General features: G+C 44.4%; 28 protein-coding genes, 1 tRNA gene and 1 pseudogene. 11 read left to right on the top strand and 19 right to left on the bottom strand.

All coding sequences use genetic code 11. The features are described from left to right. The first annotated feature begins 31 nt into the window (after positions 1-31). From DW947_RS17760 to DW947_RS17745, 4 genes are all read left to right on the top strand, one after another. A complete protein-coding gene (locus tag DW947_RS17760) occupies positions 32-709 on the top strand; it encodes a response regulator transcription factor (protein ID WP_005831699.1) in 678 nt (225 codons plus the stop codon). Continuing rightward, positions 706-1,995, top strand: coding sequence for a sensor histidine kinase (locus DW947_RS17755; protein WP_005831698.1), 1,290 nt, complete (start codon positions 706-708; stop codon positions 1,993-1,995). The genes DW947_RS17760 and DW947_RS17755 overlap by 4 nt, the downstream gene beginning before the upstream one ends. Before the next feature lie 92 nt (positions 1,996-2,087). Next, complete coding sequence (locus DW947_RS17750; RefSeq protein ID WP_005831697.1) at positions 2,088-2,528, top strand: PepSY-like domain-containing protein; 441 nt, start codon at positions 2,088-2,090, stop codon at positions 2,526-2,528. Between the two features lie 36 nt (positions 2,529-2,564). Further along, a complete protein-coding gene (locus tag DW947_RS17745) occupies positions 2,565-3,068 on the top strand; it encodes a PepSY-like domain-containing protein (protein WP_005831695.1) in 504 nt (167 codons plus the stop codon). 103 nt (positions 3,069-3,171) lie between these two features. Here DW947_RS17745 and DW947_RS17740 read toward each other — a convergent pair whose 3' ends face one another. Both DW947_RS17740 and DW947_RS17735 read right to left on the bottom strand, forming a co-directional pair. After that, positions 3,172-4,383, bottom strand: coding sequence for an L-serine ammonia-lyase (locus tag DW947_RS17740; protein ID WP_005831694.1), 1,212 nt, complete (start codon positions 4,381-4,383; stop codon positions 3,172-3,174). 56 nt (positions 4,384-4,439) lie between these two features. Then, positions 4,440-6,977: an endonuclease MutS2 gene (locus DW947_RS17735; RefSeq protein ID WP_005831691.1), complete on the bottom strand. Its 2,538-nt coding sequence runs from the start codon at positions 6,975-6,977 to the stop codon at positions 4,440-4,442. Positions 6,978-7,093: 116 nt separating this feature from the next. Here DW947_RS17735 and DW947_RS17730 point away from each other — a divergent pair. The 7 genes from DW947_RS17730 to DW947_RS17700 all read left to right on the top strand — a co-directional run bounded on the left by DW947_RS17730 (position 7,094) and on the right by DW947_RS17700 (position 11,287). After that, a tRNA-Ser gene (locus DW947_RS17730) sits at positions 7,094-7,178 on the top strand. 275 nt (positions 7,179-7,453) lie between these two features. Beyond that, positions 7,454-8,686, top strand: coding sequence for a site-specific integrase (locus DW947_RS17725; RefSeq protein WP_011107088.1), 1,233 nt, complete (start codon positions 7,454-7,456; stop codon positions 8,684-8,686). Between the two features lie 76 nt (positions 8,687-8,762). After that, positions 8,763-9,269, top strand: a complete 507-nt coding sequence (locus tag DW947_RS17720; RefSeq protein ID WP_011107089.1) for an ORF6N domain-containing protein — start codon at positions 8,763-8,765, stop codon at positions 9,267-9,269. Positions 9,270-9,527: 258 nt separating this feature from the next. Continuing rightward, entirely contained in the window at positions 9,528-9,980 is a 453-nt protein-coding gene (locus tag DW947_RS17715) for a RadC family protein (RefSeq protein ID WP_011107090.1), read from the top strand. A gap of 298 nt (positions 9,981-10,278) precedes the next feature. Continuing rightward, positions 10,279-10,812: an antirestriction protein ArdA gene (locus tag DW947_RS17710; RefSeq protein WP_011107091.1), complete on the top strand. Its 534-nt coding sequence runs from the start codon at positions 10,279-10,281 to the stop codon at positions 10,810-10,812. A 43-nt stretch (positions 10,813-10,855) separates the two neighbouring features. Beyond that, a complete protein-coding gene (locus tag DW947_RS17705; protein ID WP_011107092.1) occupies positions 10,856-11,068 on the top strand; it encodes a hypothetical protein in 213 nt (70 codons plus the stop codon). A gap of 24 nt (positions 11,069-11,092) precedes the next feature. Further along, a complete protein-coding gene (locus DW947_RS17700) occupies positions 11,093-11,287 on the top strand; it encodes a DUF3873 domain-containing protein (protein WP_011107093.1) in 195 nt (64 codons plus the stop codon). 97 nt (positions 11,288-11,384) lie between these two features. On the opposite strand, the gene DW947_RS17695 is transcribed toward DW947_RS17700, so the two are convergent. From DW947_RS17695 to DW947_RS17615, 17 genes and pseudogenes are all read right to left on the bottom strand, one after another. Next, positions 11,385-12,326, bottom strand: a complete 942-nt coding sequence (locus tag DW947_RS17695) for an HNH endonuclease (protein ID WP_243635101.1) — start codon at positions 12,324-12,326, stop codon at positions 11,385-11,387. A gap of 52 nt (positions 12,327-12,378) precedes the next feature. Next, complete coding sequence (locus DW947_RS17690) at positions 12,379-13,245, bottom strand: hypothetical protein (protein ID WP_011107095.1); 867 nt, start codon at positions 13,243-13,245, stop codon at positions 12,379-12,381. Between the two features lie 103 nt (positions 13,246-13,348). Then, on the bottom strand, positions 13,349-13,792 hold the full coding sequence (locus DW947_RS17685; protein WP_011107096.1) for a DUF3872 domain-containing protein: 444 nt from the start codon (positions 13,790-13,792) through the stop codon (positions 13,349-13,351). A 21-nt stretch (positions 13,793-13,813) separates the two neighbouring features. Beyond that, on the bottom strand, positions 13,814-14,392 hold the full coding sequence (locus tag DW947_RS17680) for a conjugal transfer protein TraO (RefSeq protein WP_010992388.1): 579 nt from the start codon (positions 14,390-14,392) through the stop codon (positions 13,814-13,816). A gap of 2 nt (positions 14,393-14,394) precedes the next feature. Continuing rightward, positions 14,395-15,303, bottom strand: coding sequence for a conjugative transposon protein TraN (gene traN, locus DW947_RS17675; RefSeq protein WP_011107097.1), 909 nt, complete (start codon positions 15,301-15,303; stop codon positions 14,395-14,397). Positions 15,304-15,336: 33 nt separating this feature from the next. Next, positions 15,337-16,722, bottom strand: coding sequence for a conjugative transposon protein TraM (traM, locus tag DW947_RS17670; RefSeq protein ID WP_011107098.1), 1,386 nt, complete (start codon positions 16,720-16,722; stop codon positions 15,337-15,339). Beyond that, positions 16,697-17,002 (bottom strand): TraL conjugative transposon family protein, encoded by a 306-nt coding sequence (locus tag DW947_RS17665; protein ID WP_011107099.1) that lies wholly within the window; start codon positions 17,000-17,002, stop codon positions 16,697-16,699. Before DW947_RS17665 ends, traM begins: the two co-directional genes overlap by 26 nt. A gap of 3 nt (positions 17,003-17,005) precedes the next feature. Then, the gene (gene traK, locus DW947_RS17660; protein ID WP_015532621.1) at positions 17,006-17,629 is read right to left on the bottom strand and encodes a conjugative transposon protein TraK; all 624 of its coding nucleotides are present in this window, start codon (positions 17,627-17,629) and stop codon (positions 17,006-17,008) included. A 12-nt stretch (positions 17,630-17,641) separates the two neighbouring features. Then, complete coding sequence (traJ, locus tag DW947_RS17655) at positions 17,642-18,667, bottom strand: conjugative transposon protein TraJ (protein ID WP_011107101.1); 1,026 nt, start codon at positions 18,665-18,667, stop codon at positions 17,642-17,644. Between the two features lie 18 nt (positions 18,668-18,685). After that, positions 18,686-19,315 (bottom strand): DUF4141 domain-containing protein, encoded by a 630-nt coding sequence (locus tag DW947_RS17650; protein ID WP_011107102.1) that lies wholly within the window; start codon positions 19,313-19,315, stop codon positions 18,686-18,688. A 4-nt stretch (positions 19,316-19,319) separates the two neighbouring features. Further along, positions 19,320-19,676 (bottom strand): DUF3876 domain-containing protein, encoded by a 357-nt coding sequence (locus DW947_RS17645; RefSeq protein WP_011107103.1) that lies wholly within the window; start codon positions 19,674-19,676, stop codon positions 19,320-19,322. 28 nt (positions 19,677-19,704) lie between these two features. Further along, positions 19,705-22,209, bottom strand: coding sequence for a TraG family conjugative transposon ATPase (locus tag DW947_RS17640; protein ID WP_011107104.1), 2,505 nt, complete (start codon positions 22,207-22,209; stop codon positions 19,705-19,707). Further along, positions 22,206-22,532, bottom strand: coding sequence for a DUF4133 domain-containing protein (locus tag DW947_RS17635; protein WP_011107105.1), 327 nt, complete (start codon positions 22,530-22,532; stop codon positions 22,206-22,208). Before DW947_RS17635 ends, DW947_RS17640 begins: the two co-directional genes overlap by 4 nt. 11 nt (positions 22,533-22,543) lie before the next feature. Beyond that, entirely contained in the window at positions 22,544-22,840 is a 297-nt protein-coding gene (locus tag DW947_RS17630; RefSeq protein WP_011107106.1) for a DUF4134 domain-containing protein, read from the bottom strand. Between the two features lie 164 nt (positions 22,841-23,004). Beyond that, a complete protein-coding gene (locus DW947_RS17625) occupies positions 23,005-23,685 on the bottom strand; it encodes a hypothetical protein (protein ID WP_011107107.1) in 681 nt (226 codons plus the stop codon). Position 23,686: 1 nt separating this feature from the next. Further along, on the bottom strand, positions 23,687-24,124 hold the full coding sequence (locus DW947_RS17620) for a DUF3408 domain-containing protein (protein WP_011107108.1): 438 nt from the start codon (positions 24,122-24,124) through the stop codon (positions 23,687-23,689). A 4-nt stretch (positions 24,125-24,128) separates the two neighbouring features. Then, a pseudogene (locus DW947_RS17615) lies at positions 24,129-24,251 on the bottom strand (ParA family protein); the annotation flags it as partial. Positions 24,252-24,303: the final 52 nt, after the last annotated feature.

Here is a 24,303-nt window from a genome sequence, read left to right as displayed (position 1 = left end):
GTTTCCAGTTTTATAGACCATCTTTGCCGGTATGAAAATCCTGATTGTAGAAGATGAGCAAGATTTGCGGGAAACCATCCGCACTTCGCTCTTGAAAGAAAAGTTTGTTGTAGAGACCGCTGCCGACTATTTTTCGGCATTGGATAAAATCAATGACTACGATTACGACTGCATTCTGCTGGATATCATGTTGCCTGGCGGGAGCGGTCTGGACTTGCTGCGTGAGCTGAAACAGCTGCACCGCAGTGACAGTGTGCTTATTATCTCGGCCAAAGACTCGCTGGACGACAAGGTGGACGGGCTGGAACTGGGAGCCGACGATTACCTTACAAAGCCTTTCCATCTGGCAGAACTCAATGCACGTGTCAAGTCATTGATACGTCGGCGGCAGGCGAAGGGAGATGTGACCGTCACCCTTGGAAATCTTTTGCTCTACCCCGACAAACGGCAGGTAGAGATAAACGGAAAGCCCTTGCAGCTGAACCGCAAGGAGTTCGACCTGCTTTATTATTTTGTAGTCAACCCCGGCCGGGTCATCAATAAAATGAGCCTTGCCGAGTCGGTGTGGGGAGACAATATAGACCAGGCGGATTCGTTGGATTTTATCTACTCGCAAGTGAAGAATCTGCGTAAGAAATTGAAACAAGCTGAGGCTACCATAGAATTAAAGGCTGTCTATGGATTCGGCTACAAACTCTCCGAACGATGAAGCTGCTGAGCTACACCTACCGCAAACTTGCATTGCTGCTGTTTCTGTTGATGGCAGTGTGGGGTGTGCTGTTCTATTACGCAATCATTGACGAGGTGGTGGATGAGACGGACGATACGTTGGAGAATTACGGTGAGATATTGATGGAGAGTGCGCTTCACGACCCCTCGATACTCGAAACGGAAGGCTCGTTGATGTCTTTCTATAAGTTCACCCCTATATCCGAAGAGGAAGGGCGGCATTACAGACAAGTGTTCTATGATGCTACGGTTTATATCGAACTGGAGGATGAAGACGAACCGGTGCGTGTCATGTGTACCGCTTTCCGTATGCCCGACGGGCAATATTATGAGTTGAAACTGATGATTTCCATTTTGGAGCGGGATGACATGGTGGAGGCTATGCTTTGGTATCTGGGAGCGCTGTTCCTGTTGTTTCTCATCTGTACTTCCATCGGCATCCAGTTGGTGCTGAAGGGAGTGTTCCGTCCGTTACATAGGTTGCTTGACTGGCTGCACTGCATTCAGCCCGGCAAGGAGGTGCCTCCATTGGACAACCCGACGAAGATACGGGAGTTCCGCCAGTTGAGCGATGCTGCATTGGATATGGGCAACCGCAGCTACAAGGCATACGAGGAGCAGAAGCAGTTCATCGAGAATGCCTCGCATGAGTTGCAGACACCGCTTGCCATCGTGAGGGGAAAAGTGGAACTGCTGGCTGAGAGTGAAGGGATGACGGAACAGCAAATGGAGCAGCTGGACGAGATATATGCCACGCTGGGGCGTGCCGTAAAACTGAACAAGTCCCTGCTGTTGCTTTCCCGTATAGAGAACGGGCAGTATACCGAGATGGAAGATGTTTCGGTGGATGAGATATTGGATGAACTCTTGCCCGACCTGATGGATATCTATGAACATAAGCAGGTGAGACTGATACGAAAACGGGAGGAGCAGCCTTTTATCATCCGTTGCAACCATTCGCTGGCGCAAATACTGGTTTCCAATCTGGTGAAGAACTCGTTGCTGCACAATAGGGAAGGGGGAGAGTTGCAGGTGTTTACTACTCCCGCTTCTCTGGTCATCAGGAATACGGGGGATGCCCCTTTGGATGGAGAGAAGTTGTTCCGGCGTTTCTATCATGGCATGGATGGCAAGAAGGACTCCACCGGACTGGGGCTTGCCATAGCGCGTTCCATTGCGTTGTCGTCTTCATTGAAGCTCACGTATGAATGGCAGGACGGTATGCATACTTTCCGTCTGGTTAAAGAAAGTAAAATTTACTGTTAACTGCGGTTATTCCCAAATCTTTCCTAATTCTCTACCGTTATTTGCAGTGTGAATAATATGAAATTTATTAGTAACATTAAAAAATAACGATTATGAAGAAAGTATTGTCTATTCTTGTGTTGGCTCTTGTAGCTGTTCAGTTTGCCTTTGCCGGTGATGTCATCACTCAGGATACCAAGCAGCTTCCGCTGACGGCACGCAATTTTATCAACCAGTATTTCTCGAAACCGCACATTTCACACATCAAGATTGAAAGTGAAATATTGCAGACTAAAAAATATGAAGTGCTGTTGACAGACCGTACGGAAATAGACTTCGACAAGAAAGGAAATTGGTTGGAAGTGGATTGCAAGAAGTCCGCTGTTCCCGAAGCATTGATTCCGGTTCCGGTAAAGGAGTATGTGAAGGCTAACTTCCCGAGAGAGATTATTACTAAAATCGAACGCGGACGTACCGGTGTGGAAATTGAATTGGGTAATGACTACTCTTTGAAGTTCAACAAAAAGGGAAAGTTCGTCAGCATGGACGATTGATTCTCCAGTAACTATTAACCTAAACTTTATAGAGAAATGATGAGAATGAAGATTCAAATGTTGGCGATGATGTTCATCGCCGCCTTGGCACTTGGTGCATGCAGTGATGATGACGACAAGGATGATGTCAAAGTGCCCGAAGCAATGTCACAAGCATTGAAGTCCAAATACCCTTCCGCAATCCATGTGGAATGGGAACAGAAAGGGGGCTATTTCGTTGCAGATTGTAAAGTGGATGGGCAGGAAAAGGATGTATGGTTCAATAATCAGGCGGAATGGCAACTGACGGAAACCGAATTGCTTTGGAATAATCTTCCGGGAACAGTACAGACCTCTTTCAGCGCCAGTGAGTATGCCGGTTGGAAGATAGAGGAGATTGTTCTTTTGGAGTATCCGGTAGTGCCTATGCAGTTTGTCATTGAAGTTGAAAAGGGAAATGCAGAGTATCAATTGTTCTATTCGGAAGAAGGCGGCTTGCTACAGACAAAAGATGTGAGCGGTAATAGGGATGATACGCATTGGCCGGTAAAACTTGATTAGGGATGAGGGGTTAGGGATTACGGATTAAGGATGAAGGATTAAGGTTCAATATGATTGCACACCCCTAATCCTTCATCCTTAATCCGTAATCCGTAATCTCTAACTACATCGGCTTATAATCCTTCGCCAGTCCTCCTTCGCTGGTTTCTTTGTAGAGGGAGGGCAGGTCGTTTCCGGTTTCTTTCATGACTTCCACCACCTTGTCGAATGATACGCGGTGCATGCCATCGGTGAAGGAGGAGTAAAGGTTGGCATCCAGGGCACGTGCGGCGGCGTAGGCATTACGTTCGATGCACGGGATTTGTACCAACCCACAAACCGGGTCGCAGGTCATTCCCAAATGATGCTCCAATCCCATTTCAGCGGCATATTCTATTTGTGCCGGACTGCCTCCAAACAATTGGTTGGCTGCGGCTGATGCCATGGAACATGCTACGCCTACCTCTGCCTGGCATCCGGCTTCCGCTCCCGAAATGGAAGCGTTGGTCTTCACGATGTTTCCTATCAGTCCGGCTGTGGCAAGGGCACGGAGTATGCGTGTGTCGCTGAACTCCCGGCTTTTTTGCAGATGATAGAGCACTGCCGGTACAATGCCACACGAACCGCAGGTAGGTGCAGTGACAATGACCCCACCTGACGCATTTTCTTCACTTACTGCCAAGGCATAGGCAAATACTAGTCCGCGCGACTGGAGGGAAGCCTTGTAGCCACTGGCACGTATATAATAGGTAGAAGCCTTTCGGCGCAGATTCAGAGGGCCAGGCAAGACTCCTTCACTATCCAATCCCCGTTTTACGGCAGCCTGCATGGTTTTCCATACCTCCTGCAGGTAATCCCAAATGTCGCTTTCCTCGCATTCCTTGACGTACTCCCAGTAACTTTTTCCGGTACGTTCACACCATTGTAGTATTTCGGTCATACTGTTCATTTCGTATACATCCGGGGTGTTTACGGATGATGCTCCGTCATTCTCTTCTGCCAGGGCACCGCCGCCGACACTGAATACAGTCCATTGGTCGGTCTCCTTGCCTTCGCTGTCCAAAGAAACGAATTTCATGCCGTTGGGATGGAAGGGCAGGAATATTTTGGGTTCCCAGATTATTTCTACCGGTGCTGCGGGTTGCAGTGTCTCGGTGATGGCAACATTGGTCATGTGTCCCTTGCCGGTAGCGGCGAGGCTTCCGTATAGGGTTACTTGGAATGCGGCTGCTTCGGGATGCCTTTCCAGGAATATCTGAGCTGCCTTGCGCGGTCCCATGGTGTGGCTGCTGGATGGACCGGTACCGATACGGTAGAGTTCTTTGATTGATTTCATATATTTCAGATTTATGATTTAGCTTTAACTATCAATTATCAACTGTCAATTATCCATTAACTCAAGTCCACAACGGTGATGCCTGCTCCGCCGAACTGTATATGTTCGTCGGCAAAGTGGCGCACTCCGGGGACAGTTTCCAGATATTGACGGATAAGCATGCGCAGGATGCCTGTTCCCGTTCCGTGAAGGATACGCACGCGTGACATGCCGACAAGGATGGCGTCATCAATGAAATAGGTAACGGCTTGCAAGGCTTCGTCGCCACGCATGCCGCGGACATCAATGTCTTGTTTGAAATGCAGTTTCTTCTCGTACATGCTGTCCTGGGTCTGGGCGCTGATGAAAGTGCTTTTGGTGGACACATCAGCTTGTTTAGGCTGCGCGTTGGTACGTTCCAGCCTGTCCAGCTTTACGGTAGTCTTGATGCTGCCGAACGCGATGACCGCATTCTTGCCATTCACTTCCATTACTTCGCCCACAGAGGTTTGGCCCTTTATTCTGACGTTGCAGCCGGGGGTGATGGCTGCAAGGCGTTCTGCCTCTTTCCGCGCCTGCTGTTCTGCCAAAGCCTGGGCAGACAGTCCGTTCTCTTTTCCTTTGCCCGCTTTCTTTTCCTTTTTCCGGTTCTGCTTCTCTTTCAGCTTTTCCATTTTGCGGGCGATTTTTTCTTCCAGTTCCTTGTTGGCAAGCGCTTCCATTGATTCACGGAAGTTCGTCAACTCCTGGCGGGCCTGGCGTGTTTTTTCTTTTTCTGCTTGGGCTTCTTTGATGGAGCGTATGGTGTTCTCGATGCGTGCATTGGCTTCCTGCATCAGTTGCTCCACTTCTTCCTTCGCTTTGCGCAGAATCTCCTTCCGGGATTTCTGCAAATCTTCGATTTCGGTTTGATAGCGCTCGATAGTCTCTTCCATGTGCTTTTCACGCTGGCGTATTGTCTGGCGTTTGCCTTCCCAATAGCGTTTGTCGCGCACAATGTCTTGCAGGTACTTATCGGCATTGATGTATTCACTGCCCACAATTTCCGAGGCATCGGCGATGACATCTTCCGGCAGACCTATTTTGCGGGCAATCTCTACAGCGAACGAACTGCCCGGATTGCCTATCTGCAACTGGAACAGTGCTTGCATCAGATGGCGGTCATAGAGCATGGCGCCGTTTACTACACCTTCATGGTCTTCGGCAAAATGCTTCAGGTTCTGATAGTGTGTGGTGATGACACCGAACGTCTGTTTTTGGTTGAAGCGTTTCAATACGGCTTCGGCGATGGCGCCTCCTATCTGGGGCTCCGTTCCACCACCGAATTCATCAATCAGGATGAGGCTCCGTTCATTGCAGCTTTTCATCATGATTTTCATGTTCATAAGGTGGGAGGAGTAGGTACTCAAATCATCTTCAATGGACTGCTCGTCACCGATGTCGATGAATATACTGCTGAATATTCCGGCATGACTGCGTTCGTGCATCGGGATGAGTAGTCCGGATTGCAGCATGTATTGTAATAAGCCTACTGTCTTTAGGCAGACGGACTTGCCGCCTGCGTTCGGACCGGAGATAATGAGGATACGTTGCTTTTCATTCAGTTCGATGTCAAGCGGTACGACTTTTTTGCCATGTTTGGCGAGAGAAAGTTGCAAGAGTGGGTGTACCGCCATTGTCCAGTCCAGTAGTTGCTTGTTTTCGAGAGCCGGTTTGAGTCCGGATATTTGCTCGGCAAACAATGCTTTGGCACGTATGAAGTCTATTTCGGCAAGGAACTCGTATGATAGCAGTACGTCGGAGATGGAGGGGCGCAGCTGGTTGGAGAAGTCCGTCAGGATGCGGATAATTTCTCTGCGTTCGTCACCTTCAAGTTCTCGTATGCGATTGTTGGCTTCCACTACTTCGGCAGGCTCGATGAATACGGTTTTACCACTGGCCGACTCGTCGTGTACAATACCGCGTATTTTCCGTTTCAGTGCCGGTGCAACGGGAATGACCAGACGGCCGTCACGCATGGTGGGCGTTACGTCTTTGTCCACAACGCCCTCGGACTGGGCATTTCGTAGAATACTGTTCAGTGAGCGGGAGATACTTCCCATAGTACTTGCCAGTTCCCGGCGGATGCGTGCCAACTCTGTAGAGGCATTGTCCTTGATTTTTCCGTAAGGAGAGAGGATGCCGTTTATTTTTGCTATGAGCTGTGGGAAAACGGTGATGTCTCCTGCCAGTCTTTTCAGACAAGGGTAGGGGGAAGCGCCCTCTTCCTCATCATCGTCGCTTTTCTGTAGGAAGCGTACAATATCACGTATGGTTTCTAGTGAACGGCGTAGGTCAAAGAGTTCTTGTTCATCTAGATACATGCCTTCCACACGTATGCGTTTCAGTGACGGGCGTACATCAAAAAAGTATTGTGCCGGGAAGTTGTCTTCTTCTTGGAGTATGCGTACAAATTCAGTGACTTGGTCCAAACGCTCCTCTACCTCTCCAAAGTGGTCGGAGAATGCCATGTCCATCACCCGTTCTTCGCCAAGTGTACTGAGGCATTTTTCTTTCAGCAATTGGCGTATTTGGTCGAAACCTATTTTCTGTTCAAAGTTCTGCGGATATATCATGGTGCAAAAGTACTATTAATTCATGAAAAAAGAGAAAGGAAGTTTGCAGAATTAAAAATGATTTGTACCTTTGCACCGCTTTAAAGAGGAAAGCACTTCCCGAAAAGGAAGTTTTAGGAGAGGTGGCAGAGTGGTCGATTGCGGCGGTCTTGAAAACCGTTGTGCTGCGAGGCACCCGGGGTTCGAATCCCTGTCTCTCCGCAGAACCTACTGGACAAAACAGGACAGTAAGTGGACAAAAACCTACAAATCAGCGATTTGTAGGTTTTTTTTATTGCCTATAAGTCTTGTTTCCAAGACAACAAAAGGACTATAAAAGACATAGTTTCGTTACTAAATCGTTACCTATTCCCTACCGGACAAAAACGGTAACGATTTGTCCCGAAATGACCGCAGAAAGTCTGAATTTGTCCACCGTCTATCTATCTCACATTTAACAAGTTATTAGTAGTTTTGCAACTTAAAAATGTGAGGTTATGAAGAGTACATTTAAAGTCCTTTTCTATTTAAAGAAAGGCTCTGAAAAAAAGAACGGTGAAGTTATGATTATGGCAAGAATTACCATTGACGGTAAACTTTGCCAGTTCAGCACAAAACAAAGCATTTTGCCTGATAGCTGGAATATCGCAGCAGGAAAAGCCAAAGGTAAGGATGCAGGTAAAATCAATGCTTTATTAGATGATATAAAAGCATCCCTGAACAATATCTACCACGAACAACAACGGCGTGACAATTATGTAACAGCCGAAAAGGTGAAGAATGAATTTTTGGGACACAGTGAGAAACACGAAACCGTCCTTACCCTTTTCAAAAAGCACAATGATGATGTTAAGCAGTTGGTCGGCATATCTAAAACGATTGCTACCTACCGTAAATATGAAGTGACCCGCCGCCATCTTGCCGAGTTCATCCAAAGCAAATATAATGTATCGGATTTTGCGATAAATGAAATAACACCGATGTTCATTACAGACTTCGAGTTATATTTGCGTACTACCTGTAAATGTGGTTATAACACGACCGCCAAGTTCATGCAGTTTTTCAAACGTATCATCCTGATTGCCCGTAATAATGGCATTTTGATAGGCGACCCATTCGCCAGTTATAAAATACGTTTGGAAAAAGTGGATAGGGGTTACTTGTCAGAGGATGAAATAAAAATCATCCTTAAAAAGAAGATGGTTTCTGAACGGTTGGAAAACGTCAGGGACTTGTTTATCTTTTCCTGCTTCACTGGTTTGGCTTACATAGATGTTGCCAATCTTACGCAAGATAATATTCGTAAATCCTTTGACGGTAATTTATGGATAATCACCAAACGTCAAAAAACTAACACGGACGTAAATGTTCCTTTGCTGGATATTCCCAAAATGATATTGAAGAAGTATAAAGGTAATTTGCCTGATGGTAAGATACTTCCTGTAATCAGCAATCAGAAATTAAATGCGTATTTGAAAGAAATTGCGGATGTTTGCGGGATTAAAAAGAACTTGACATTTCACCTTGCAAGGCATACTTTTGCAACGACAACTACTCTTGCAAAAGGTGTACCGGTTGAAACTGTTAGTAAGATGCTGGGACACACCAACATAGAAACCACACAGATATACGCCCGCATTACCAATAACAAGATAAGTAACGATATGCAGGGACTTGACAAGAAATTTGTCGGCATTGAAAAAATCTACAAAGAAGTATCTATGAAATAGGTATATAGGGGAACTTATCACAATTTGTGATAAGTCCCTTTATGCTTCCAATTACTCACCATTAAATAATAACATTATGGACTTACAAATCATCCAAAACAAAATCTTTGAGGTCAGAGGTTGCCGGGTCATGCTCGATTTCCATTTGGCAGAACTTTATCAAGTTGAAACAAGAGCTTTGAAACAGGCAGTTAAAAGAAACTTATCCCGTTTTCCCAGTGACTTTGCTTTTCAGCTAACAAAGGATGAATGGCAGGGACTTATCACAAATTGTGATAAGTTCCCTGAAAATATCCGGCACACACCGACCCCGCCTCTCGCATTTTTGGAGCAGGGTGTCGCCATGCTTAGTAGTGTCTTACGCAGTCAGACTGCCATAGACGTGAATATTTCCATCATGCGTGCTTTCGTCCTCATGCGGCAAATGTCAATCGGTTACGAGGAACTTCTTAAACGCATCGAAGAACTGGAACAGAGTACGGATGCACAATTCAGCGAGGTTTACCAAGCACTTACCCAATTACTAAGTAAACCTGACCCAAAGCCACGCAAACCGATAGGATATAGAACCTATGATGAATAACGGTTTAAGGTATTCGGTTGTCTAAGGGGTGTCATCAGTGATACCCCTTTTTCAGTTCCCTAAAGTAATGTATCTCAATCACAAATTTTAGCAAAGTTACAGCCCGGCAGGGACAAATACCAAATCCGAGCCGTTCCGGTTTTCTAAAAAATCTCCACACCTACGGGTCGTATTTTTTGAAAAGATTAGGTTGAAGTCCCCGCCAAACTGTGGGTGTCCGGCAAAATTTCTTATTGTTTAATTTAAAATTCAAGTGTTATGAAAACAACAGAATTTACCATGCCGGAAATCACTATCTCTTATAAAGACAATGTAAAAGCATCCGAAAGAGTGAAAATACTCTCATCCGAAACGTCCTATACTTATCTGAAACCGTTCTATGCGGAATGTATGGAACACCACGAAGAAAGTTATGTAATGTTCCTCAATCGGGCAAACAAGGCTTTAGGCATTTCCCTTATCTCTAAAGGCGGCATGGCTGAAACAGTAATGGACGTGAAAATCATCCTGCAAACCGCCTTAAAAGTCCATGCTTCGGGGATAGTCCTTTCACATAACCACCCATCGGGCAATCTACGTCCGAGCGAACCGGATAAAAAAATAACTACCAAAATAAATGAAGCCTGCAAGGTCTTGGATTTACACCTGTTAGACCATATCATCTTAACAGAAGAAAGCTATTACAGTTTTGCAGACGAAGGGCTTTTATAAGCCCTTTTTTTACTCTCTCATTACCCAATACAAAAAGCCTGATGGCTTTTACTTCTATCCTCTTAAACAAGAGAAAAATTTTCCCTAAAACTGATTGGAACATTGTCAAAGGTATATCCGTGCCTGTTACTGTTCAAATTATTTTTTAGAAATCTCCACACCTACGGGTAGTATTTCATAAATAATAATTTGCCCTGTACCATTCCCGAACCTTTGAAAAGACAATGTTCCCATTCAGTTAAAGGAAAAATTTATGTGGTGGGCGACAAGCGATGTAAACAATTAAAATTCAAAAGTCATGGAAACAGTAACTTTATCAGAAGCAAGAGTTTATGTAGGTACTTACAACAAGTATAACAGTGGTTCACTTTTCGGCAAGTGGTTAGACCTTTCCGATTATTCGGACAAGGACGAATTTATGGAAGCGTGCCGGGAACTGCACAAGGACGACCAAGACCCGGAATTTATGTTTCAGGATTACGAGAATATCCCGGAAGCCCTGATTTCCGAAAGTTGGCTTTCCGATAAGTTCTTTGAGCTTCGGGATGCCATCGAAAAACTAAGTGAAACCCAGCAGGAAGCGTTTTTCGTATGGTGCGACCACCACAACAACGATATAAGCGAAGAAGATGCGGACGACCTTATTTCTTCTTTTGAGGATGAATATCAGGGAGAATATAAAGACGAGGAAGATTACGCCTATGAAATTGTAGAGGAATGTTACGACCTGCCGGAGTTCGCAAAGACCTACTTTGATTATTCGGCTTTTGCCCGTGACCTGTTTATGACTGATTACTGGATGGATAATGGTTTTGTTTTCCGTTGCGCCTGATTACTAACCGGGTGGAGCAATCCACCCACAACACACCAAGACAATGAAAGTATATAATAAGATAACGACTTTTTTACGGTGGTTCATACTTGCTTTTATCATCTATCAGGCAGCCACCAGCACCACCGGAATATGGATAGCCCTAATTATAGGCTTTTTTATTATCCGGTTCGTTCTCCGGCTGTTTATCTCTGCCGTTTACCTGCTTTGTATGGCGTTTATTTTCATTGTGCTGCTTTCACTTCTGATTATCTGATAACTCATTGTAAATTATAGTAGTATGGAAACTTTAAACAAAAACGGGGTAAGCATTACTCAAACACCGGGAGAAGAAAAATATGTAAAATGCTGTTTAGGCGCATTTAGGGGGCAAATCTATTATCAATATGATTACTGCCATTTCAATGATAACCTATTTTCTATATTAGGTAAATATTATCGACTACAGAATGATTGGTTGAAAACTCAAAAGTAAAAAGAAAATCCGGCAGGAGAAATCTAGCCAGACTTCTTTCTTTTGTGAGCCAAAGCGGAAAAGAAAGTAGTAAAGAAGCCTTATCCAGTAAGTAATATTAAACAGGAGAACCTAAACTCCAATTAACCAGCCATTTATTTAATGCCTTTATATTATCTATATTTTGAAAATAATCTATACCATCAGACCCCATCATATATATAGGTATACCTGCCTTGTATTCTCTAAAGTAATACGCTATGGCTTCAAAATACACTTGTGGTGTAGGAATACAAATACAAAAATGGTGTGTTCTAAGTTTAGTCAATGAATAAATTATAAAAAAACCTCTGTACACATTGCTATTTGAAAAGTAGATACCATCTTTTACGCTAATAGAAGTTTGTTTTGTCCACAGACTTTCAGGAATAATATGCTTTGCTGGATTTAATATTTGTTCTCTTATCCTATCATAGAAGCTATTTAAAAGAAAAGAATATCCAAAACGAGCAAAAAGTATAATATACGCATTCTTTAAAATTGCCGTAGATACTTTTTTCATGTCAATTTTCAGAGGATGGTTCTGTATATCTATAATACCTCCTACTGTTAATTTAGAAAGATGATTTGTTAAAGCTTTAGGGTTGTTTATCTTATTAGGAATAATCATCTTTAATTCTTTAGTATTTCCAACTTCTAAATTTGCATTTATAGTAGTTTCATCATCGAAGATTTTAACTCGTCTATTAGAACCCGGAAGAAACTCTTGTTCTTCTAAATAGGTAATAAAATTCACAAGATGAATATCTGTTTCATGTCCACAAGTGTTATTGCATTTTTTACACGTTATAGCAATTTTCTTTCCACCTAAAGATGCTTGAGGTGCATCTTCCATCGATAGTTTATTTAATTGTTCTTTATTAAAACTATTTAAGCAAATAGGACAAATGTATTCACCCGTTCTTTCAATTAGTCCATTTTGGCGTAATAACTCCAATTGACCTGCATATATACTAAATACATTATCAATGTTTGGCATAACTGTATTTTTGAGTTTCACACTGGAGACATCATATAAAACAAGATTGATAATGTCAGCCTTGTTTTATTGTTTATAAGTTAAAAAGTGAATCTATTTCTGAATCATCTATTGACTGCATAAGAAATTGGTTCTCTATATTTTGAATAAAATCAGAAACTTTCTGAGCCAATATTGAAACATCATCCTTGCTAATATCACGAAGATTTCCATTTTTATCCTTGCCATTTCGATGAACTATATCATGGCGAATACTAATGCATTTCATTAATTCAGACACATCACCTAAATCAACGCTTAAAGTTGTTTTATAGATGTTCTTAACACGAGGAAGATTATGATATATAATATCACGTAATGTCTTTTTTATATAGGAATCCAAATTTTCCATTTGCTTAAAAATATCTGAGATAGATATTTTAGAGTCGTTGAAGTCCTTAAAGTTTTCTACAAATAGCCGTTTATTATCTTCTGAAGACAATACTTTTTGAATAAGTCTATCACTCAAATATGCTTCCATACTACTGATAACATTAGCATATAAAGTACGGTACAATAATTTACGTGAAATCTCGTCTAAGGCATCTATTTTATCTAAAACATCAATTGTTTCTACAACATGTTCATCAAAGAACGATGATTTAAATTCTTCATAGTAATCATCCTCTGGAAACTCCTCTTCTACCGAAACATCATCTACGTCTGATATTTCCCCATCGCCTCCATATATTCCATTATTTATTGTTATGTCAAATATATGTCCACAATTTGAACATTCATGTTCATACTCATCATAATTGCAACTATCTCGATGATTTTCTGCTGCAAAATCAGGCGTAGGAACAGAAAGTGCATCTGTTTCATTTTCAGTACCACATTCAGGACACTTGAATTTTAGTACCACATAATCCGCTATTGGGTTGAAATCAAAAGAAGCCATATATAATTCATTTTTAATACTTAAACTTTTATACAAAAGTAGATAAAAAGAAACACTCAACAATATATTGCTGAATGTTTCTTAACACATTTACACAAAAAGGTTATTCCTCCTCTTTACTGCTATCATTATTGAACGAAAATGTAAGCTGCTGCAACTGCCCGAAGCTGTCCTGAAAATACACATCTACCGTTTGCTGGTCGGTGGATGCAGAGGTATAGTAAAGCCGGAATGTTTCACCCGGAAGCGGGTACAGGTCATTCGGCAGTAAAACCGTCCCATCGGACATTTTCAGCGTTCCCGCCCCGTCCGGCTGGAAATAGCGGATGAAATACTTTGTTTCCTCAAACCGCCCGTCCCGGTGAAGCTGACACCTGATTTCGGCGGTTTCACCCACTTTTAATTTTTTCGGCACTGGCATCGTTTCGATACTAAACGGGTAAGACTGCTGTATATCCACATCGTCATTACACGCACCCACCAATAACAAGGCGGCCATTACATAGCAGCCTATCAAAATGCGGCTTATAATCTTTCTCATATACATTATATATAATAGATTAGTTTATCACATTATTATCTTTAGACCGATACCAAACTGTGTATGGAACTTTCCGACTGAAGAACCGAACAGGCATCTTTCCCTTGCGTTAATCAGGAACACCACCCGGTCGGTAATGTAACTTTCCAGTTCCAGCGTCAGCGCACCGCCATAGACAAAACCGTCCTTATCGGTCAGGGTCGAGCCATCGGGCAGCAATTTATCGCCCCAGTTGCTTGTTTCATACCCGGCAAGTGCGGACAATCCCAGTGAAAGAAAAAAGGTTTTCTTCCGGTCTGAAAGGAAATTCAGATAGTAACCGCCCTCGCCTGTAAACTGGCTGACTGGTATTTGCAAATCCTTATAGGGGTAATGCTTTTCGAGGTATTCCCCGCCGATAACCCACCTGTTCCCGTTTTTGGTATAGGTACTCATGGCAGCCCCGAAGTAATAGGCGAAATCGCTTTTACTGTTCCAGTGAACACCGTCCGCCATGCCGCCCGTAACCTGCAAGCCTTTCATTCCCGGCAGACATCTTTGTGCGTGTGCCTGGTTGAAAGTCAGGCACAGCACAAAAAGGGATATAATACAACATATCCTTTTCATGTTCATTTGATTTTAAGTTCGTTAATCACTTTGGCAGCCACTACATCCGAATTTTCCACCCGGATAGTTTGGTGTCTGCCCCCGTTCTTTTCCACCAGTTCGATGACTAATATCTTATCGTCAGGGATAGTGAACTGCGGAACGGTGTACACGGTGCGGACGGTACTTTTGCCGCCGATAACCAGTATCTCGTTATAGCTCCGCACCGGGTCGATAACGGTTTCCTGAATAGCCGTTCTTTTGGCTACTTTCTTATCCACAATCTTGAAACGGATAAAGTCGGTATCAAACGGCACGTTTGAACTGTTCTTTGTTTGTGTGTGGAAGTAGAACAGCCCGTTATGCGAATAAATCCCCTTTACCAAGAACTGCACCCCGAACCGTTTGCATCCCAAATGCTTTATTTCCCGGTCATTGTTCTTGTAGATGGACTGCATAATCAGCTTTACCAAAAGCGGGCTTTCGTTACCCAGTTCACGGAAATAGATGTTCATCCGGGTATGGCTGAAATCCGTTGTGTCCTCATTCTCCAAGAAGTCTTTCATTTCGATGTTCAGCATTTCCGGTTCGTGTGCGTATTTTGCGTTAAAACTGTAAAAGCTGCCATCCTCACAGATAACGGAAAAATTGGTTTCACCGGGAAAGCCCTCTGTCGTAGCCTTGACCCTGACAACATTTTCCGCCCCGTCCGCTTTTCCGGCAATAATGTAGTTACTGCCTAAGTCCACGTACTTAACGGCAGACGGGAAAATGATATGTACCGTTTTGGCGAACGTCACCTGTACGCCGTAAGGTGTCACCATTTGGCGGTAAGGCAGCTTTTTAGTAATGCCCTGATACAAATCGTTACTTTGTGCTTTCATTGAAACCACGCCCAAGAGTAGGGCGAACATGATAATTAACTTTTTCATTTTGGATTGAAATTTTTATGGTTGATAAATAAATTACTGTTGTTTGGCGTAAAGCATCACCTGATAGTTCGCTTTCAGGTGTACTTTTACCGTTCTGAACTTCTTGGCAAGGTATTGCGAACCGCCTTGCATCAAGCCCCTTGTAATATCCATTGCGACCTGCTGCCCGGCACTTTGCGCAAATGAAATGCTCGTACCCAGTCCCGCACCGATGTTCGCCATCGCTTCCTTTGCCGCTTCCTGTTCCAGTGACGAGGGAACGGAAAGCCCCTTTTGCCCGTCACTGTCGTAAACGGCAAGTTCCACCGGAATGATGTTACCCGCATATTCGAGCGAGGACACCAGTATGTCGAGCCGTTCCCCCTGCACTTTGGCACTTCCTGAAACAAGGCTGTTTTTCGGGACAATCACGTTCCCCGCCTGTAACGGTTCTAACAGCCGGAGCTTGACGGTCTGCCCGTCCATAAGTGTTTGGTCGTTATGAACACACGCCCGGATAGTGTTTTTTCCTATCGAATAACCACTGCCGACCGCCGTATTAAACCCGTAATTGCGTGGCTTGCTGTATTCGGCGACAAATTCGGCGTTGCTCATGGGCTGCTGCAATCCTGAAACCGTCCTGTCCGATACCGATTTTACAGGTGTGGCATTTCCTTTGCCCTGAACAGGTGCGGACGGTGCGACCTGTGCAATCTGTCCCGGTTGCGGTGGTACGCTTTGCCCGTTCTGTCCGTTCATATACTTTGCCGCCAGTTCGTAGGACTTTTCCATAAGTGCAACCTGTTCATCCATGTTGCCCGCACCGCTTTCTTTCGCATCGAGCCGGGCAGTGAGTTCTTCCACCTGACGTTTCAGTTCCTCTTTTTCCTTGTCCTCTTTCGGCGTTTCGTAGAAACTGCCTAACTGACGGTTCATGTCCCAGTAAGCTGCCGCCGAAGATTGGATAGAGGAACGGCTATTGTTCGGCGCACCCGCCCCGAAGTCTATTACATTGGTTTTCGGTTTTTCTGCCGGAGCATCATCTATCAGGGTCAAATCTTCCCCGTTCCCGTTTTCCTCTCCGAGCGAAAAGGCAAAATCCTGTAAGGAGCGCATCTTGTCCGCCTGTTTGTTCTCCATTTGTTCCTGTTCGTAGGCGGTCTTTTTATCGCTGATTATCCCGTCCCCTTTGGGTTGCGGAATATCGGCGTTAAATCCGCCCACGTTTTCCACCTTTGCTTCGTCCTTATCGGACGGTGCAAAAATCAGGTATATAGACCCTAAGAAAACCAGTCCCATAAGCGGGTAAACCAGCATCTTTTTTCGTTGCTGTATCTGCTGTGGGGTCAGTTCCTTTTTTTCCTTTCCCTGTTTTTCAGGTTCTTTTCCCTTTGCCGTTTCCGGTGTGGGAACTTCATTCTTCACTTCTTTTTCTTCCATTGTCTGACTGATTAAAAATGTTCGTACTGTCTTTACTTTGTAACTGCAACTGCCTGATGTGTTCTATCCGTATGGTTTCGCCATCCTCTTTTCCTATCCGGTAAATGGATGATACCGTAAAGTAGATGGATAGCCCGCCGAAGAACAGGAGCATAAGCAGGATTACCGCCAGCCTTATTTCCGGTGTCATGCGCCCGCACAGGCGGCGGAGTTTTTCATCCGCCCAGTCCTGCACATGGGTAATTGCCTGATTCACCGGAGAGAGAATTTTCCGTATCATGGCTTACCGCTTTATGGTGTTCAAGTCCTTGTTTTCCGTTATCTCGAAACTTTCCATCATAAAGCCGTGCGGGTTATTATCACTTCTTACGGCGTTTAATAACCGGCAACGGGTGACAAGGCTTCTTTCCGTCACGCTGCTTTCACGGATAATCATTTGGCGGGCATAGGTAGCCACCGCATACGGGTACACATCGAAATTGCATGAAACGCTGTCTATCTGTATGGTCTGGCTGATATTGCCCGAAATGATACGGTTGTAATATCCCTTTTCCGAGAGGTCACGGTAATAGTTAAATGCGCTCTTGTCGGCGAGGAACAGCGACCGTTTGATATTGCTTTCGATAGCGTTCTTATCCGGTGAGAGCGTGAAAAAGAGTTCGTGAAAACGCTTCACGTGTTCCCTTGCTTCGACCGGACGGTTTTGTGTCAGGTCTTGCGAAAGCGCAAGCATCAACGATTTGCCACCGTCCAGCACATAAATCTTTTGCCGTTGCGCTTCGGCAAACGTGTAGGAGTTCCAAACGGCATACCCCGTTATCAGGGTACACATAACGACAAACACAATCCCGAAAAGACGTATCTGTTTGAAACTGGTTTCAATGTTCTTTAAACTTTTAAATTCCATCTTGATTTTTAATTATTGATTACCTTTGATTAGTTTACCGCCGACCCTGCCGCCAGCGTTCCCGGTGGCTGCTCCGGCTACCGCACCAACGCCACTGCCCGTTTTATTGGCTGCACTGTTTATATTCCGGCTCATGTTGCCCATTCCGCCCGCCTGAATAATCCAGTTCGATACGGTGGGGATGGTGAAGTAACCGATGATACCGATTATCATAAAGATTATGTACACTGAATTGCTGCTATCGGGTACAAAATTGGGGTCTGATAGCTCCTGAATATCCTTTTGGAGCATAAGCACCTGTATTCGGGCAAGAATGGAACTGAACAGGTCTGAAACGGGTAGCCACAGGTAAACGGAAATGTACCTTGTTATCCATTGGGTCAGTGTCGCCTGAAAGCCATCATATACACTGATGGCAAAGGCTATCGGACCCAGTATGGCAAGGACAATCAAGAAAAAGGTTCGGATAGTGTCTATCACGAGGGCTGCCGATTGAAAGAGCAGTTCCAACAATTCCCTGAACCAGTCCCGGACGGATTGCTTGATATTGTGGGCTGCCCTATCCATGTACATACCGCCCATTGTGGCAATATCTTTGGCAGACCATCCCAATTCGTCAATCTGTTTATCAAACGCTTCATCCGAAACAAGGTAAGCCGTTTCCGGATTACGCACCATCGCTTCATATTCCAGTTTGTCCTTTTGTTCCCGGTAGGCGTTCATATCGAAAGTTTGCGTTTCGAGCATATTGTTACACCCCTTGACTACTGGCGACATCACGCTGTTAATCGTACCCAGTACGAATGTGGGGAAGAACATAATACAGAAACCAATCACAAAAGGACGGAGCAAAGGGTAAACGTCTATCGGTTCGGCACTGGCGAGCGACTGCCATACTTTGGCAGCCACATAGAACAAAGCCCCCAGTCCCGCTATTCCTTTGGCTACCCCCGCCATGTTCCCGCATAACGGCATCATATCCGTGTATAAACTACGGAGTATCTGATGCAGGTTATCAAATTCGATTGCTAATAACATACTACTTATTTTTAGAAGTTACCAGTAACGTTCATCCGCCGAACCGTACAAAGCCATTACCCGGTCAGTGTCCTTTTTCTTTTTCGCCCGCAGGTAGGAAACGGAAATATTTTTGCGGGTATAATAACTCACCAAATCCCGGTAGTTCCTGATGGCGTTATACGTCCGGTCGATAACGTCCATCCGTTCTTTATCCGACATGGAAAGCCCGTTGATGTTCACCACACTTTTCATTTCTTCCAGCACATCGGAACTTTCCTGCAACAGTTGGGTATAGCCATAGGCAATGGCGGAAAGTTCGTCCGGCGTGTAGTTTTCATCCGAAAGCATCTTCTGAAAACTGTTCACATAGATGTCGGAAATCTCACCGATAAGCAGGATAGACTTTTGTACTTTCCGGGCATCTTTGACAAGGTTATGCACTGATTTTAAGGCATCATAATAATCTTTTCCCTGTTGATAAATCTTTACCGTTTCCTGAAAATTCTTTATCATATTCTGTGCGGTCGAAGAAGTCTGAATGATGTTCTTTGACGCATTGATAATCCCTTGCGCCAAGTTGCCGGGGTCACTCACCACCCACTGTGCGTTTACCTTTCCGACAAACAGGCTGCATACTACGAGCAGCATTATAATCTTTGTTTTCATACGCTTACTTCTTTATTGGTTGGTTACTCCGTTTATATTCTCCGCCGGGAGAAAGCAGAATCCGGTCATTCTCTTTGTCATAAGTCAGCAGGACGGACAACCCCGTTTCGATGAACAGGTTTCCGTCTTGTTCTGAAATCTGATAGGTTTCCGTTTGGATAGTCCCCCGGTAGGTCTTTCGATAGGTCGTTACCCGGTAATGCCCGTTTTCCTCAAAGAGAGTAAACGCCGGACGGTTTTTCACGCTTTCCCAGTCGCCACGCATCGCCCTAAGACGGTCGGCGTTCGTTTCCTTACAGGAAGAAAGCCCCAGTAACAAGGTGCATAACAGCACCGGAAACAAGAATTTTAAATGTTTCATACTGAATGAATTTTAAATTGTTAATTGATTATTTTTCGGGATTGCGCTTGCTTTCGGCAAGCCGTTTGATAGCAAGTTCGAGATTACCGCCCAACTTTTCGGACAAGGCGAATAGTTCCATCTTTTCCGTTTCTTCGGTGGTGTATGTAAAATATTCTTCCAAACTCACTTCGGTAGCATATACGGCTGATTGTGTACCGCCTAAGCCTATCCAAACTTCCTTGTATTTCCGGTTCGGATGATTGGCAAGGTTGATGGAAAGCATCTGTGAACGTTCCTTATCGGTCAGTCCCAAAAGGTTCTGTATGCTATCGAATTTATTAAGGTATTTCCTTTGGTCGAGCAGTATCTTACAATCAGAATTGTTTATAATACTCTCTTTTACAATGGGCGAGGAAATAATATCTTCGACCTCTTGGGTAACTACAATCGCTTCGCCGAAATACTTTCTAACGGTTTTGTATAAATATTTTATGTAATCCGCCATATTCGCCGATGCAATCGCTTTCCACGCTTCTTCTATCAATATTAATTTCCTGATACCCTTTAGTTTACGCATTTTGGAAATAAATACTTCCATGATGATAATCGTAGTAATCGGGAATAAAATTTTGTGGTCTTTGATATTATCCAACTCAAAGACAATGAAGCGTTTATGCAGCAAATCAAGCTCCTTGTCGGAGTTCAGCAGGTAATCATATTCGCCCCCTTTGTAGTAAGGTTCTAATACATTCAGGAAGTTGTCTATATCGAAATCCTTTTCCCGGACGTTCTTTTCTTGCAGGTGCGCCCGGTAGTCATTTTTCACATATTCATAGAATGTATTGAAGCAGGGAGTAACCGAACTATCCTTAGTAATCAGTTCGATATAGGAACTTACGGCGTTTGACAAAGCCACTTCTTCCGCCCGTGTGGGTGCTTCATCGTCCCTTTTCCAAAGGGTCAGGATAAGCGTTTTGATACTCTCTTTCTTTTCAATATCGAATACCCCATCTTCCACATAGAAAGGATTAAACGCTATCGGGTTTTCAGTAGTATAGGTAAAATAAATCCCATCTTCCCCGTGCGTTTTCCGGTTTATCATTTCACACAATCCTAAGTAACTGTTTCCGGTATCAACCAGCAGGACGTGCGCATTTTGTTCGTAATACTGGCGCACCATGTGATTGGTGAAGAATGATTTGCCGCTACCACTCGGCCCAAGTATGAACTTGTTGCGATTGGTAATGATACCTTTTTTCATTGGCAGGTCTGAAATATCAATGTGCAACGGCTTTCCTGTGACCCTATCCACCATCTTGATACCAAAGGGAGAAAGCGAACTTTTGTAGTTCGTTTCTTCGGTGAATAGGCAAAGAGCCTGTTCAATAAAGGTGTAGAAACTTTCTTCCGCCGGGAAGTCCGCCTGATTGCCGGGTATGCCCGCCCAAAACAAGGTCGGTGTGTCGGTGGTGTTATGACGTGGCTTGCACTCCATAAGTGCGAGCTGTGACCCCACATCATTTTTAATGTGTTTGAGTTCGTCCCGGTCGTCACTCCATGCCATGATATTACAATGGCATCGCACGGAGATAAGCCCCTGTGAATGTGCTTCGTTCAAATATTCCTCTATCCAAGACTTGTTAATCTGATTGGCACGGCTGTATTTGGAAAGGGAGTGCATATTGCGAGCCATCTTTTCAAACTGTTTCAGGTTCTCCGTATGGTCGTCAATGAAGATGTACTGGTTATAGATATGGTTACAGGAGAGCAACACGCCCACCGGAGAAGCAAAAGATAATCTGCAATCGCTCCGGTCGGTGGATAGCTTTTCATAGCGGGTATCAGTTCCCACCTTGCCCGGCATATCTTCCGCATCCGAAAGAGTATGCAAACAAAGAATATCGTCACCTATACGCATATCTCCGGCGTTCAGTTGAATATCTTTCAATGTGGTAGTGTCTGTTTGTGAGAGTGAAAAGTATTTTTCCACGATACCCGCCGTTTCCTTTGTCCCGGTGATTTCGTCCGAAGTCAGGCGGGTAAGGGTAATGAAACCGCTATCATTCATAATGCTTTCAAACTGCCCCACCGCTTCGAGGAACTTTGTAACCGTTTCCTTGTCCTTTATCTCTTTGGGGACAAGGAAGCCCCGGCAAAGAGTAGAAAAATTACTCTGCATCCGGCTACGTTCCTTTGTCGTTTTCGTCAGAAACAAATAGCAGGTATGGTTTAAGAACGGTCTTTCATTAAAATGCCGTTCAAAGGAACGGGAAAGGAAACTCAAATCATCCTTTTGGATGTCAGGCGCATAGTTTTCTTTGATGAACCAGTCCTGTTTATGAACGATGCTGTAATCGGGCAGCACCTTTACCGCCTTGTTCCAAGCGGAATGTATCGCTTCGTATTCGGCTGCCGTGACGGTGAACAGTTCCGGCAGTTCCACCCGGAACGCCACCGTTATGTCGGCGTCTTTGGAAACGATGCACCCGTTTTCCACCGTGAACAGTGGAAACTTGTTTTCCAGCGTAGTAGCTTTTAATATATTTCTCATTTCGATGCTTGTTTTAAATGGAATAATCGGGATATGGCTTTTCGGTTGATGATATGGAAAGGGTGGCTTTTGCGTGCGGACAATTTCATTAACCCGTGTGTCCCGTACTTTTCGTTTAACCGGAATGTGAGCCATACAAGCAACGTTGCCGAAGTAACGCCGAAGATGATGCACACCCACTGGTTAATGCCTACCATGTACATGATGATGAAAAGCACGAACAGGGCTAACAGCCCGCCCGCAAAAATGAAAAGATACTGACTTTTCAACCCTTTAAACTCAACTGGCTTGCCTATCCCCTTGTTAATCGGATAGTCTGCCATAGTCCATTTCTTTAGAGGAAGAATGAACGTAGGATAGTGGCAGCGACAATCAAAAAGATACAAGCACCGAACCACGAAGCCGCCGTTTTACTGGTGTCAGGGTCGCCCGAAGAAAACTTGCCATATACTTTCACGCCGCCAATCAAGCCCACCACCGCACCGATGGCGTAAATTAATTTTGTTGCCGGGTCGAAATAGGACGTTACCATGTTGGTAGCTTCTGTAATCCCCGCCATGCCGTTACCTTGTGCAAACGTAGCGGATGCAGCCAATAGAGCGACTGCCGAAAAGAGAACTTTCTTTTTCATTATAAATACATTGATTTTTAAATTGCCGGACGGTTGGATAGTCCGCCCGGCGGAGTGATTAATAATTGATATTTTTGTGGTTGTGGGGAATGTTCCCCATGTTCGGAAAGGTTTGTTTAACCGTAATCTTTTTGTTTCATCATCTTATTATTTAAAGTTTACCATTAAAGAAAATCGTTCATGTCAAAATCTGCCATTTCATTACTTCCGGCAACCGGGACGGTGGCGGGCACGGGTATCTCATGCTTTTGTAAAAGTTCCGCTACCCGTGACCTGCCCCCGTTTATCTGCTCCACCAGCGAATGAAACAGGTTTGTTTCCGTCCGGCAGATGGTTTGAACGGCTTGCCGTTCCTCTGTGTCGGACGCTTGTTTTATTTGAATGACCTGTACCATTTGCGCCAGCTCACCCAACGTGATACCCTGTGCCATTTCCGGTTCACCGTCACCCATGTAGCAGGCGATTTCTTCCGCTTCGATTTCATCCGCCGAAACGTCCGTTTCTTCCGCATCTTCCGTTTCAAATTCCATTTCAAATTCGGTTTCAATCGCTTGCGCAGCAGGTGTTTCAGTTACCGTTTCATCGCTTTGCGGGACAAATATAGAAGCATTATCAACCCCTTTTGAAAGGTGTCCTGATATGTCCCCGTTTGTCCTCATTTGTCCTATACGGTAACGGCTTGCACCTACAAGACAATCACCGTTTCCGGCTTTCACGGTCGGTTTGTTTTTGGGCTGTTCCGGCTCTCTTTTCCCACCCGTGAACCATGTTCCCAAGCTATCCCTGTATCGCCATAAGAGAACGGCGTAATACAGGAGTGTTCCGATAATAAACCATTTCAACATATCAAAACGGCTTTTCAAATTTGCTTTCGTACAGTTCGTTTATCTCGTCCTGAAACTGGTCGAAATGACGGAGCAGGATATTTTCTACATAGCTGCTGACGGTTGCCTTGCGTCCGCCAATAACAGTTACTATCTTCATTAGCTTTTCGTGGGTGGTACGGCTGACATATAACGGTTGTCGGTCGGTCAAGTCCACCCGCATGAAATAGGTTTCCCGGTAATCGCCCGGAGTGTTCTTTTTCCGGCGGGCAGGTTCTTTCACCGCCTTTTCTTCCTTAGGTTCTGCCTTGATTTCTTCCTTATTCACTGTTTCCGGCTTATCCGGTGTTTCCACTGTTACCAATGGTGTTTCCTGTTTTTTCACGGGCAAGCCCTGTGAAATAATCTCTTTCATAAAATCCTCGTCAATTTGCGGTTTCCCGCCGCTTTGCTTTGCCATATCGTTACAGTTTTATAAGGTATGCGATTTCGGTTATCAGTTCTTCTATGTTACTGCCTTTTACCAGCCGTTTGTCCGCCGGGAACAGCGTAGAACGGAACACGGTTTTACGTTGTGCGTCCAGTTCTGTAGCTAACACTTGAAAAGGGACCCGGAACAACATTTAAAAAGTGCCCCAC

Origin of the sequence: Bacteroides sp. AM44-19, assembly GCF_003603395.1 — a bacterium.
Lineage (GTDB): Bacteria > Bacteroidota > Bacteroidia > Bacteroidales > Bacteroidaceae > Bacteroides > Bacteroides uniformis.
This window is presented reverse-complemented; position numbering and strand designations above follow the sequence as displayed.